The 12,881-nt window shown below is 46.6% G+C and carries 8 protein-coding genes and 3 pseudogenes; 1 reads left to right on the top strand and 10 read right to left on the bottom strand.

What is annotated here, in order from left to right; all coding sequences use genetic code 11:
• Window positions 1–35: 35 nt before the first annotated feature.
• Window positions 36–458 (bottom strand): hypothetical protein, encoded by a 423-nt coding sequence (locus QUB25_RS08235; RefSeq protein WP_333182686.1) that lies wholly within the window; start codon window positions 456–458, stop codon window positions 36–38.
• Between the two features lie 113 nt (window positions 459–571).
• Window positions 572–925, bottom strand: a complete 354-nt coding sequence (locus tag QUB25_RS08230) for a hypothetical protein (protein WP_333182685.1) — start codon at window positions 923–925, stop codon at window positions 572–574.
• 263 nt (window positions 926–1,188) lie between these two features.
• Between QUB25_RS08230 and QUB25_RS08225 the strand changes: the two are divergent.
• Window positions 1,189–1,726 (top strand): annotated as a pseudogene (locus tag QUB25_RS08225) (transposase); the annotation flags it as partial.
• A gap of 336 nt (window positions 1,727–2,062) precedes the next feature.
• Here QUB25_RS08225 and nrdJ (QUB25_RS08220) read toward each other — a convergent pair.
• The 8 genes and pseudogenes from nrdJ (QUB25_RS08220) to QUB25_RS29775 form a co-directional block, all read right to left on the bottom strand.
• Window positions 2,063–3,130 (bottom strand): ribonucleoside-triphosphate reductase, adenosylcobalamin-dependent, encoded by a 1,068-nt coding sequence (nrdJ, locus tag QUB25_RS08220; protein ID WP_333182684.1) that lies wholly within the window; start codon window positions 3,128–3,130, stop codon window positions 2,063–2,065.
• 244 nt (window positions 3,131–3,374) lie between these two features.
• Complete coding sequence (gene nrdJ, locus QUB25_RS08215) at window positions 3,375–4,619, bottom strand: ribonucleoside-triphosphate reductase, adenosylcobalamin-dependent (RefSeq protein ID WP_333061085.1); 1,245 nt, start codon at window positions 4,617–4,619, stop codon at window positions 3,375–3,377.
• Between the two features lie 208 nt (window positions 4,620–4,827).
• A complete protein-coding gene (locus QUB25_RS08210) occupies window positions 4,828–5,115 on the bottom strand; it encodes a hypothetical protein (RefSeq protein WP_333182683.1) in 288 nt (95 codons plus the stop codon).
• Between the two features lie 163 nt (window positions 5,116–5,278).
• The gene (locus QUB25_RS08205) at window positions 5,279–7,441 is read right to left on the bottom strand and encodes a DUF4394 domain-containing protein (RefSeq protein ID WP_333182682.1); all 2,163 of its coding nucleotides are present in this window, start codon (window positions 7,439–7,441) and stop codon (window positions 5,279–5,281) included.
• Between the two features lie 574 nt (window positions 7,442–8,015).
• Window positions 8,016–9,689, bottom strand: a complete 1,674-nt coding sequence (locus tag QUB25_RS08200) for a hypothetical protein (RefSeq protein ID WP_333182681.1) — start codon at window positions 9,687–9,689, stop codon at window positions 8,016–8,018.
• 77 nt (window positions 9,690–9,766) lie between these two features.
• Window positions 9,767–10,720 (bottom strand): ABC transporter ATP-binding protein, encoded by a 954-nt coding sequence (locus QUB25_RS08195; protein ID WP_333182680.1) that lies wholly within the window; start codon window positions 10,718–10,720, stop codon window positions 9,767–9,769.
• Between the two features lie 180 nt (window positions 10,721–10,900).
• Window positions 10,901–11,404, bottom strand: a pseudogene (locus tag QUB25_RS29780) (DUF6745 domain-containing protein); the annotation flags it as partial.
• A gap of 612 nt (window positions 11,405–12,016) precedes the next feature.
• Window positions 12,017–12,826 (bottom strand): annotated as a pseudogene (locus QUB25_RS29775) (leucine-rich repeat domain-containing protein); the annotation flags it as partial.
• Between the last annotated feature and the right edge of the window lie 55 nt (window positions 12,827–12,881).

Below are 12,881 nucleotides of genomic sequence, written 5' to 3'. Positions count from 1 at the left end.
TCTATCCTTTCTCTGCGCTGTGCTTATCTCAATGGTCAACTTTCCGCTTGATGTATTTGCAAAAGTGAGATGCACCCAAATGAGGCAACGTAATAGCGAGTTTCGGTTGTGACTTCAATGATGGTCGCCCGATGCACAAGGCGTTCGGACTGAACTCGAATCAAGGTTTGTAGTCCAGGGAAATCGGGAATTCCATCAAGGATATGACTAATGCTGACGGTGCGTTTTTCAATGCGACCATGCCCTTTATTGATTTGTTGCGTCGTTGCTTGTGGTTGAAAATTGGCTACTACAGCTGCAAGTAAGCCTGACTGATTGCCTTTGAGTTCACCGATATAGTCGTTATGGCTGTCAATGATTGCAGTCGCTGTTTTTTTGGGTGCTGATGGCATCAAAAGCGAACACCACTCCTTGTAATGCCATCTGTTTGATGAAGGCAGGCAAAGCAGTGATTTCATTCGTTTTCGACTCGACTTCGTAGGGTTCTAGAATCAAGCCCCGCTCGACAATATAAGCCGTGACCAGCATAATCGCCGGATGTGAGTCTACTGTGGGGTCATCGCTGATGGCTTCATTTCTGGCCTCGCAGCACCTTGCCGTCGGTGGCAATGGTTTCTCCAGGTAAAGGTTGAATGCCGAAGAATCGAGATAAACAAGCCGAGTAATCCCGGTAATCGAGTCGCAACGCCGTGTCCGCCGAATTGTGCTGTAAGACGGTAAGCGCCCTTTGGGTGGCGCTTTTCATGGCTACCAATTCATCATGGTAGGCCCAAAGCCAGTCTCCAATCGCCAGAAATCCACGATTTCCAGCCGTCACCGACAGAGTAAACAAAGCTAAACATAGAGCTTGGGTATGGCGTTGTCCTGCGGTACGCCGCGTATCAGGCAGGGCTGTAAAAGCTTCGACAATGGCAAGTTGAGACATCGTAGACGGGCCTGATAGTGAGAATCAATCCAATATCATATCAGCCTTTCGATCAGAATGAAATAGCCCTGCTATTCTCCCGACTTCTCACCAATTGAACATTTATGGTCAAAACTCAAAAACATTCTCCGTTCTATCAAGACGACTAATTATCGAGAATTAGCAAAAGCGATAGAGTTTGCCTTCAATCAAGTTACATTATCCGATCTTGGGAATTGGTTTACTCACTGCTGTTATTGTACCTGATCTATCTGAGAAACGCTATATCAGCCAGTTGCTTTGAAGGGTATGTATTCTTAGACCGAATGAGCTGGGATAATTTCAACGAATCAGGGGACTTAAAAGCACAAGTAGAAGCATATCATAGCTTCACAGGATACTATCCAGAATCAGTTCATGCAGATCGGATTTATCGTACAAAAAAAACCGAGCTTGGTGTAAAGAAAGAGGCATCAGAATCAGTGGGCCGCCTTTAGGAAGACCCCCAGCTCATGTCAGCAAAGAAAAAAAGAGGCAAGCGTTGGAAGATGAGAGAATTCGCAATGCGATTGAGGGCAAATTCGGGGCTTGCGGTAACGAAGATTCGGTCTGAATCGGATCATGGCCAAACTTGATAATACTTCACAAACAGCTATTGCGATCGCTTTTTTAGTCATGAATCTTTCTACCTGGTTGCGCCAGGTTTTTTGTGTGTTTTTATGTCGAGCGGGCAAAACAACACCTATTTTGGGATTGAAGATAATTCAAAATTATATGTACCGGGAATTAACACAGGAAAAGCTTATATTAAGTCGAGCTTGAAGATATTGCTCGCTCCCGATCGTCAGAAAGCGATCGATTATTCAGCAAGCCCTTGATAGTGTAGTAGAAGCAACTCTTAAACTTACCTTACTACATCATGGAGCCCTTAAAGAGCCGCGCTTACCTGTACCGCTATATGGCTCCGATCGCATCGCTTATCGTCGTTTACAAGGGATTTCTCCGGGTGCATTGGATGGGGATAAACAATTTTGGCTGTAAGAGCGATCGCCTCTTGTCCAGAACAGCCTCAATCAAAGCTTTAGCATTTTTGTGCAACTCAAAAAAAAGAAATCCCCAAAGCCAGGGGATTTCTCATACTTAAGCCGATCGCTAAATCTATTTAGTCTCCGGCATCAAACACTTATCAGAATCGCAGCCCGCCGGCCCCGAATCCATCATTTCACCTAAGTCATAGCGACTCAGCGCCGCATGAAAAACATCAATTTCGCGGCGCGCCAAAGTCTCTTCCACCATCTTGGTGTAAGTTTCCTTGTTTATCGGTTCAAAGGGCAAACGCGGGAAAGTTTCAAGAGCATCAAACCGAGCCAAAAGCGCTGCGGAAATGTAGCCTTCATCATCGCGAATCGCCTCGTAAATCCTAGTGCCAAAACTTTCTACTTCATTTTCCCGCAACTCAATAGTCGCGCTGGTGTTATGCCGCACGTAGAACTTTTGCACCTGCATATAAAAGTCCATTTGTGCCGCCGCTGAGAATTTGTTAATGTCAATTTCATCAGCACCGGGTAAATCAGCCCAACTTACCGCAACAGGTATTTCTACCAGCCATTCTGTACAGCGTTCGTCAAAGGGATTGTTCAGCAAATTGCCGTTTTCATCTTTGTCAGATTGAGACGGAATCACGTTGTATCCGTAGTCGATGCAGGCGAGGGCTACGGGGTCGTTTTTGCCGAAAGTGATTCGGCGAATGAAACGCTGGGCTTTCGGCGGATGCCACCCCGGCGAAGCACCTGTCAGGAGAGATTTAGTACCCGATGGTTGAACGGTTGTGCAGCGATTTGGGCGTTTTAAGGAATGGCGATCGCAATAATCCCATACTACCCGATTCACAATCTCGCGCCAACCGCTTAAATACTCTTCTTCCCGCTGTTTAAAAGCGATTCCTTGCGGAGTTTGCGGGCGGCCTTCCACCCACCAGCGCAGCCACTCAACGCCAAAAGCATGAACGAAGAAATCGAACAATCCCGTGAAAGATACGCCGACAATCGGGTCTAGTTCGCGGCTGTATTGATAGCGGGGTTCAAGAAATTTGTGATTGAGAAGTACCGCCACAGATAGAGCCGCAGCCCTGAAAGCTTCCTCCTGTTCTTTGAAGTTGTAAGGGTCAATTTGATTGAGGTGAACTTCTGCCAAATTACAGTGAAAATTAGAGCCGATGATTTCCATTTTTGTTACCCTAAAGGCTTTTTATCCTTTAGTTCTACAGATTCACTTTTCCCTGTAGATCGGCGTACTTTTTCATCTACTTTAGTTGTAAATGCCCCGCACTCTTGCCAGGATTATATTCTTCAAAAAAGAAGGTTCACCCGGTACGCTCTACGGTGGTAAAGGACTTTTAATTCCCTTACTTACCTCGGAGTTAACATCTCAGTCTTCTCCGATTTTGCGAGGTTTTTTACGTGAGGCAAAATTACTTACCACACGGGTTTAAGCCCACACGGACTAACCGATGCTCTAACTCGCCAGCAGTCATATTAGGATGGCGTTCCTGCAACCACTCTTTAGCTTTTCCTTCGTCGTAAGCTTTCAAAAACTCACTTCTAAGGCTCGGTGTTGAAAGTAAATCAACGTTAGATCGAGCTACAGCTTCCCCGGCCCATTGAATCGCACCTTCGCCGCTGTAATACTGTTTTCGGACAGCATCAATACATTCTTCTAGTGTAGGTTTGGTATGGAAAACTCGCGTATGGTTGGCCATCCGAAGGGCATCGCGTTCTGGATCTATTCTCCAGTTGCCGCTTTCATCTTGTTGCCACAAATTATTTTTAGCATTTGCTCCGAGTTCGTCATCAGCATAAAACTGACGCATTCCGGCCGATCTTCTAATGTTTCCAGCAACAATTGTCACCGCAGCTTCATCTATCAATACGCAGCATTCAACTGAATTTAACTGTCGCCCTAAAGCTTTATTCAAAATAGCGGCGCAGCGCTGATAAAGGTCGGGCAATTTCACCGGATTTGCTACTCCGCCAAAACCTTTTAAAGGTTCTCCCACCGGGCGAACGTCGCTCAAATCGATAAATACTTGAACTTCTCCTGCAAATCTTTCATCTGTGGATAATTCCAGCAAAGTTTGATAGGATTTTACCCAACCTTGGCGAGAATCTCCGACATAAATAGTTGCGGTTTTTTCTGCAATTTTTACTTCTGTTTCTTGACGGCGCAACTGGGCGGGTGTAGAGCCGATTTCGCCTTGCATGGTTAGGGTTAAACGGTTGCGAATCGGCGGCAGTTGGTTGATATATTGTGGTTCCAAGACTGCCCCAGTGCCGCAGCCCATCATTGCCAAATCCATCAACAAACCAAACGAACGCCAGTCGAGAATATTTGTTGAGGAGCAATTATATGCGCCGGAAAAATTCTCTGGTTGTTCGATCCATTTGCTGCCACCTACCCACAGCCAGCGGCCTGAAGCGAGGGTTTTGAGCTGGTTTTGCATCCGGTGCAGCAGTTGTGTTTCTTCGGGGGTGAGGTTTCCCAGCTTTTGCAACCCCTTGACTGTTCGATCGCACACTTCGGCCCAAGTCTCCCTTCCCGTCTCGGTACGGCGACTGTAAGTCCTAAAAAATACTGGATTGGCTGCGGGTGCTGTTTCGGGGAAATCGGACAGGTTGCGTTTCTCGCTGGCACTCGATCGCTCTAATTCTCGAACCATAGGTTGTGTACTGACGTGTCGGAATATATCAACAGACTACGAATATACAACAGGATTCAGATTTAGGGTAAAAGGTTAATATATTTGACAATTTGCACTAGATATGGGGCACACAAGTGTACAAGCTCGATCGGGCGATCGGCTCAAAACTTGACAAAAAAACCCGATTTCTTCCTGAAACCGGGTGAATGGCAAATCTTGTCAATTGTCAATCCTTTGTCAATAAAAACTCAATATTGGGTAACAGCGGGTCTTGAACAACGCCCACACCGTTAAATCCCCAACGTTCGAGTAGCTTTTTTACCTGAGAACCGGAAATCGATTCTACTCCGAATCGATCGGCAACATCAGCAGCGTGGGCGTTGAGATAGCTTAAAGCCTCATAGTCTTCGCGAAACATCAGCAGGTAACTCACTGCCGCATCTGGATTGGGATTCGCGGACAGATATTTGCCGTCACTGCGGGAACGTAGCAAGTAAAAAACTTGAGATAACATATTATCTTGGTTGGCAAAATAATATGTTACCTCAAATTGGGAATTTGGAATTGCCCAAACGATTTTAGACTGACAATTTCCGACTGTATAAAAGTTGAGTTTCTTTCAAGTTTCTACCTAAAAAGTACATAATTGATGCCTAAAATCGCTGGGAATCTAGCAGTTAAATCAAAGTCAGTGCTAAACCTTTAATCCCTCGCCCGTCACCAATTTGACCGACAATCGAAGCTTGACCGGTGGTCAAATTGATATTGTATAGGCTGGAAACTCCGCCAACTTCGATCGCAGCCAAAGCCGTCTCGTTACCGCCAACACTCCTGATATCAAAGCCGAGAACGGTACCAGCATCAATTCCCAAAGACCCGATCGTATTCAACACCCCATTATTCGGCGGATCTTGCCGCACCAAAATGTCTAAATTGGTGTCAATTGCAAACAGTGTCGTCGAAGCTGCCCCTGCAAAGTTATTCACATACGCAGCAGCAGCAGCCGCGCCGGGATTGCCAAAATTGCGATCGCCCGCAGCATAAGCCAAATTCCCGTCGAGTTGAACTCCCCCCGTCAGCGTGTCAAAATCCACAAGTGCCCCAGTATCAGGGTTGAGGCGGGCGTTTTGACCGGCTTGATTGACAAACCGAATTCGATCGACTGTCGGATTGAAATCAAAACCCGCAGCCCCCGGAGTTAGGGGAACAGCAAACTGTCCGCTACCGACTGAACTTGCTTGCCCAGTCACGGGATTGATCGCGTACAAGCGATTGCTAGAACCCACACCGTATAACACACCGTTAGCGGGGCGAAAATCAATTCCCAGCAAACTTTCTCCCGGCTGCAACCCTGTAACTGCCACGTCACTGAGAATCGCCCGCGGTGCCGCCTCGTTAAAACCGACAATTGTTTCAGCGCCATTTCTGACAGTTAAAGCGTAAGCTGTAGGCAAAGGCAAAGCCAAACCGTTAATCTGTCTCCCGTCGGCAATTTGACCGACAAAGGAAGCTTGACCGCTACTTAAATTGATATTGTACAAACCCGAAACGCCCCCAACTTCCAGCGCCGCCACTGCCACCTCGCGGCCGCCAATACTCCTGACATCAAAGCCGAGAACGCTAGTTGCATCAACTCCCAAAGATCCGATCGTATTCAACACTCCATTATTCGGCGGATCTTGGCGCACCAAAACATCCAAATCGCTGTCAATTACAAACAGCGTTGTCGAAGTACCCCCGGCAAAGTTATTCACATACGCAGCCCCAGCAGCAGCCGGAGAACTTCCAAAATTGCGATCGCCCGCCCGGTAAGCCAAATTCCCGTCGAGTTGAATTCCCCCCGCCAGCGTGTCAAAATCCACAAGTGCCCCGGTATCCGGGTTGAGGCGGGCGTTTTGATCCGCTTCATTGACAAACCGAATTCGATCAACTGTCGGATTGAAATCAAAACCCGCAGCCCCCGGAGTTAGGGGAACAGCAAACTGCCCGTTACCGACTGGACTTGCTTCCCCAGTCATCGGATTGACAGTATACAAGCGATTGCTAGAACCCACACCGTAAAGCAAACCGTTAGCCGGCCGATAATCTATTCCCAGCAAACTTTCTCCCGCTTGCAATCCAGTCACGGGCAAATCTGAGACTACACTTCCCGGATTGGAAAGACTAAAACCGACAATCCGATTAGCAGGAGTTAAAGCATAAGCTGTTGTCCGGGCTGGAGGCGGGGGGCTGGGAACAACGCTGCCAATATTATTAGTGAAACTTGCCTGGTTAATCGAACTTTGTCTCACCCCTCTGAGAGTAGCGAGAAATTCTCCAGTCACTCGGTCTTGAATAACAGTATCGTTTCCAGCTTCCTGAATATTCAAGTCGCTAAAACTAAGACCTCCCGCCAAACCGATTAAATCTGTACCTGGTACAAAATCGGCGATCGCGTCAGCATTTGCGAAATTAGCACCGCCGCTGGTACGACCAGGATCTGCCTCCGCGTAGCGCCTCAAAACAAATAAGTCTGCCCCGTCTCCGCCTATCAGGACATCAGTATCTCGATCGCCCGACAAAACATCATTCCCGGAGTTGCCCGATATGGAATCGCTGCCTTTTCCGCCCACTAAAAAATCGTTACCGTCTCCGCCGTTAATAGTGTCGTTCTCTAAATCTCCAAAAAGCGAATCTTGACCTAAATTGCCCTCAATTAAATCGCTTTGTTTTCCTCCATAAATGCTGTCATTACCAGAGTTTCCGGCAATGGTGTCATTGCCCATCAAACCAAAAATCAGGTCATCTTCTGGAGTTCCTGCTAGCAAGTTTGCTTGGGCGGTGTCTCTAATTTCTGCCATGTTCTAATTACCCTCTAAATTTGATACTTCTGTTGCCTAACGGCGGCGGCATTCTCAGTCAAAATATCACAAACTCGCACTTTTAGGATAGTTTTTCTTATTTTCGGCTTTATGGGTGGGTTGCCGTAAAAGTATTACACGCAGCTAAAATGATATATAAACCTGCCCCCAAATTCCAATAAACCCACTCCTAAATACAGATCGCTTAGCCGTATTTTATAGTTGGCTGTGTAGCCAAGGGCGATCGCAGCTCAACTGCAAACAGGCAAGCTGAAATTTTTAGCGGTGCGAACCTATGAAATTTTGTACTGCGTTCATTAGTAATATACGCTGACTCTATAATTTTGGATCTGTAAGGTCAGAAATTATTTTTCAACTTTAATCTTAAAACCTCCGAAGGTAGTCTTTGTTTGTGTAGCGGCGACCACCATCGCTCAATATAAAGTTGATTATAAATGCGGAATTAGCATAATAAGTTAGTTAAACAGTCGTTTTCAGACGACTTAAGCTTTCAGGCAGAGGTTTAAATCCCTGCCTGAATCGGAGTTTCACGTTTGAACTCTTCCCGGCTTTTTCACGCTTTCAGCAGTGCTTTAGAAGCTGATTGCCCTGCGAGTTTGAGTTGCGATCGCAATTTGATATTCAACAACACCAAGACACTCCACTGACTGAGTATGGAGAACAAAATGGTATTTCCTGATGCTGGGAAAGAAGACGAAGACGAAAACCAAAAGCCAACAAATGTTGAAGACAACCAGAGAATAGGAGCTTTTTCTGGGGTTAGCAAGAGCATAGATAAAATCAGAGGTGGCAACAAGAGAGCGCTACCGACAGTGCCTGCGGCCCAAATTTCCTGATTTCTGGTTTTTGTCAATAGGAATAGTTGGGTGATGGCTGCGTAAATTAGGATAAGATTCAGGCAGCAAATTACCCCCCCAAATTCGTTGATCTGAGGTTTTTCCAACAGCGCCCAAGGTGTTAAAATGATTACTGAGCTGAGGAGATTAATCGCGATCGCAACTATAGCGGGACTTTTCTCGCTCCAAATTAAATCGAGTAGTGGGTAGCGTCGCCACAGCTTCTGACTGGTGGGAACGATTTGTTTCCGATACCTCGCCCAATCGTACAAAGATTGTCTGTCAGATGTTAAAGCTGCAATTAAAGCAAAAAACATCAGCAAATTCAAGATCAGTAAGGTGGGGAGACTCGTGCCTGATAGGGGGTTTGATTGGAGTGCAAACCCTAAAATTATTGGCTGACAGCAGATAACTAGCCAATAACTTTGCCGCTTGCTCAAAACTGTGGTGCTGGGATTGGGAAAGCGACGCTGCCATCCCTGCCACAGCCAATAGGTTCCTGTACCACAAACCAAGAGAGACAAAGCAAGGCCACTCGCAATATTTGTACCCACTGGCGAGTAAAACCATTGCAGCTTGTCTAAGTCTTCAACTAACGAATCGAACTCACCTCTATCAACTAGAAAAAGCTGATATCTCAGGATAGCAAGGGGAGACAAAAATTTTAACAAATCCCAAGCAGTTCGTGTGAACGGGAGCGCAGAAATCCCAAACACCACAAAAACCATACCGCTAGCCAACCAAGGTTGAAATCCTCCCAACCAACTGGTTGTCAATCCAAATAGCATCGCACCGCTGTAAAATAAAGCACAGCTAGCTGCAACTGCTATGTAGAAACATAAAATTTCATTCAGAGGTATTTGAGCAGCTAATCCAGCGTACAGGTGCAGGGGTACGGCCAGAATTGCTGCTAGATAAAGTAAAATTGGGACACCAAGGATTTTGCCGATAAAAATTGTTTTGGCAGACTGGGGACTGAGGCGAATAAAGTTGAGCGTGCCGCGGCGTTCCTCCTTGTCTAAGTCACTGACAAGTAGATAAGTCCCTGCTACTAATAAAGCTAAGACGCTAAATATGCTCAGCCAAACGAATATCTCTAACCACCACTCCCGCCAGTTAATGACAAAGTTGCTGAAGGCATCTCTGACGCAGATTTTTTCATAGGGATGGGCGTTATCTAAAGAGCAAAATCTGTGATAGATGGGGTAAGTGTACTCCCCATTCGGAGGGGGAACGGGTATCTGAGCGCTGACAGACATGAACAGCAGCAGTTGAGCGCTTAGGGAAAGGGCAGAGGCTAGCGCCATATTGCCAGTATTCAAGCGGCCTTTGATTTCTCGAAATAACTGGGGATTCCAGTTGCCTATTTTGTCTAGTAAGTGGAGTGTCATTGGTTATTGGTGATTAGGAATGGGTGACGACTCAGTTATAACTCACTGTTTATTCTGGTAAACCGGAAACTAGCAAATTAAGATGCTTGCTGGTGTCCCATCTTGAGGAATATGGTTTCTAAGTCTTCTTGAGTGCAGTGGAATTCGGTTAGGGGAATGTTGGCCGCGACGAGTTCGCGTAATAAATTTGCCGCATCTTCCGGGCTTCCTGAAAAATCAACGCACACCTGTTGAGTTTCCGGGATTATTGCCCAATTTTCCACCCAAGGAAAGTTTTTTAAGGCCGATGTTAGCGCTTCTAATTGATTTCCTAAAACCGACATAAAAATTTGCTGGCGGCTGAGGCGTTTGTAAAGTTCTTGTAAAGGTGCGCTTTCGACCAGATATCCGAGTTCCATGATGCCGACCCAGGTACAAAGTTCGGCTAAGTCGCTGAGGACGTGAGATGATATGACTACGGTCATGCCGGCTTCTTGCAAAACTTTGATAATTTCGCGGAACTGCATTCGGGCGATCGGATCTAAGCCAGAAACCGGTTCGTCTAACAACAGCAACAGCGGTTCGTGGATAATAGTTCTCCCCAAACTCAGGCGCTGTTTCATCCCCCGCGACAGGGTAGAAATTAAGCTGTTGCGCTTGTTGGTTAGTTGCACGAGTTCTAACACGGAGTTGATTCGCTCTCGGCGGCGCGGTTGCTGGAGGTTGTAGAGTCGGGCAAAATAGTCTAAATAATCCCAAACAGTCAAGTCGTCGTAGAGGGGAAAGTCGTCGGGAAGAAAGCCGATGCGCTGTTTGAGAATTGGGTGAGATCGATCGCGCAACAACCTATCTCCATTGATATAAATTTCCCCTGTAGTCGGTTCCTCAGCCGCCGCCAACATCCGCAGCAAAGTAGTTTTGCCGGCACCGTTGGGCCCGATCAGTCCGCATACTTCGCCTGCTGCTACTTGCAAATCGATGTCATTGACGGCTATATGGCGATCGAATTGTTTCGTCAGCCCGCGAGTTTCTATTGCTAGTTGTTTAGCCATGTTTGGAGGGTGAATGTAATTTTATCGGTGCATTTCTGGCAGGGAAATAGAAGTCTACAGCTAGCCTAGCCCGTTCTTAAATTAATTGTCAGCCCCTTCTGAAATTAAAAATTCAAACGCTTTTATATCTGCTATGCCCGCAGCCCACTAGCATTTAATTTACGTGAGAAAGGCTATATATCAAGTCTGCACGGAAAATTCCTCTGGATCGATATCCCAATTTGCCCAGCGAATTGCCTCCCTCGCTGATGTCAGGTTAGGTGGAACTCTCAAAGCGTGAATGAATCCCGTACTCGGACAAGTCATTTTTAACAAACAAATCGGCTCGACATCGGCGTTATCGATTTGTAATAGTGCATATTCCTGCCAACTATCTATTTGTTTTGCTGCTAATTCTTGAATTATGCGAGTGTAGCCAATTACTTGAATTAACACTCGCCTCAGCTCAGCATTCTCTTCTGTTAAAAGCCATTTGGATTTCCATTTATTTGGGGGGAGTTGGCCGTATTGTTCAGGCAATCTGACGCCATGATAATAGTAAAAATTCCATCCGTCCGCAAACTCAATGGCAGGTTCTCCTTCCGCGTGCAAGCGGTTTTGACTGTCAAAGCGCAGGTGGCGGGGGCGATCGCATACATAACAAATCTTTTCAAAGGGAAATATCAAACCGCAATGCTCGAACAGCAGCTTTTGACAGTGATGTATTTCTTGTGCTCTTTCTGAGAGATTGATGCCTAATGAAGAGATATACAATTGGGTCAAATAGATTTCTTTAAACAAAGTCGTGGGGGTGTCAGGGGATCTCAGGTATAACAAATAATTGGGGGAAACATTCCCCTTAGTTAGTTTCGTTCGTTCCGATCGCGCATAGCTGCCAACCGATTCGTACATTAGCGAACTCAGTGTGCTGTCTGCTTCGGGCTCGATCGTCATGCGATCGAACTCATACCCCCACACCGGCGGACTTGCAAATTCTTTCACAATCGATGGGGACATCCATTTCCAGTCTAGCTCTTCGCCCAATCTATTGCTGTCCCATTCGTCTGAGCATTTTTGTAAATGGTCGTGTTCGAGCAAGTTTAAGATTTGGAGATAAGCGTCGCGGGGACTGCTGCAAATAATAACTTCAGGTTCTTCTAAGCCAATAGCAACATAGGCAACTTTGATTGCTTCTGTGGCTTTTTGAGCCTCAATTGGCCTAGTCGAGAGAGTAAGACTTTTTTGTGCGAGTTCGCCTACCACGCTGATATCGGTAATTCGATTGCCGTAGAGAGACAGTGTGGTCAGATTGGTGAGCGATCGCAAGGCGCTGATGTCGGTAATTTGATTGCTGTTGAGACACAGTGTGGTCAGATTGGTGAGCGAGCCGACGAAGCTGATGTCAGTAATTCGATTGCTGTCGAGATGTAGTGTGGTCAGATTGGTGAGGGAGCCGACGAAGCTGATGTTGGTAATTTGATTTTTGTTAAGATACAGTGTGGTCAGATTGGTGAGCGAGCCGAGGATGCTGATGTCGGTAATTCGATTGTCGCCGAGATTCAGTGTGGTCAGATTGGTGAGCGATCGCAAGGCGCTGATGTCGGTAATGTAATTGTGACCCAGATGCAGTGTGGTCAGATTGGTGAGCAATCGCAAGGCGCTGATGTCAGTAATTCGATTTCTGTCGAGATACAGTGTGGTCAGATTGGTGAGCGAGCCGAGGATGCTGATGTCGGTAATTCGATTGCTGGCCAGATGCAGTGTGGTCAGATTGGTGAGCGAGCCGAGGAAGCTGATGTCGTTAATTACATTGTAGTTGAGATTCAGTGTTGTCAGATTGGTGAGCGAGCCGAGAAAGCTGATGTTGGTAATTCGATTGCTGCCCAGATCGAGTCTTGTCAGATTGGTGAGCGAGCCGAGGAAGCTGAAGTCGTTAATTCGATTGCTGGCCAGATCCAGTGTTGTCAGATTGGTGAGCGAGCCGAGGAAGCTGAAGTCGGTAATGTGATTGTAGCCCAGATCGAGTCTTGTCAGATTGGTGAGCGAGCCGAGGAAGCTGAAGTCGTTAATTCGATTGCTGGCCAGATTCAGTGTTGTCAGATTGGTGAGCCAGCCAAGGAAGCTGATGTCGGTAATTTTATTGTCGCCGAGATCGAGTGTGGTCAGATTGGTGAGCGAGCCC

It is taken from the genome of Microcoleus sp. B3-D7 (assembly GCF_036705305.1).
Classification (GTDB): domain Bacteria; phylum Cyanobacteriota; class Cyanobacteriia; order Cyanobacteriales; family Microcoleaceae; genus Microcoleus.
This window is presented reverse-complemented; position numbering and strand designations above follow the sequence as displayed.

Bases quoted from the DNA above. Each gene is read 5' to 3' on its own strand.
- QUB25_RS08235 (WP_333182686.1), bottom strand. From the start codon at position 458: ATGAAATCACTGCTTTGCCTGCCTTCATCAAACAGATGGCATTACAAG.
- QUB25_RS08230 (WP_333182685.1), bottom strand. From the start codon at position 925: ATGTCTCAACTTGCCATTGTCGAAGCTTTTACAGCCCTGCCTGATACG.
- nrdJ (WP_333182684.1), bottom strand. From the start codon at position 3,130: ATGGAAATCATCGGCTCTAATTTTCACTGTAATTTGGCAGAAGTTCAC.
- nrdJ (WP_333061085.1), bottom strand. From the start codon at position 4,619: ATGGTTCGAGAATTAGAGCGATCGAGTGCCAGCGAGAAACGCAACCTG.
- QUB25_RS08210 (WP_333182683.1), bottom strand. From the start codon at position 5,115: ATGTTATCTCAAGTTTTTTACTTGCTACGTTCCCGCAGTGACGGCAAA.
- QUB25_RS08205 (WP_333182682.1), bottom strand. From the start codon at position 7,441: ATGGCAGAAATTAGAGACACCGCCCAAGCAAACTTGCTAGCAGGAACT.
- QUB25_RS08200 (WP_333182681.1), bottom strand. From the start codon at position 9,689: ATGACACTCCACTTACTAGACAAAATAGGCAACTGGAATCCCCAGTTA.
- QUB25_RS08195 (WP_333182680.1), bottom strand. From the start codon at position 10,720: ATGGCTAAACAACTAGCAATAGAAACTCGCGGGCTGACGAAACAATTC.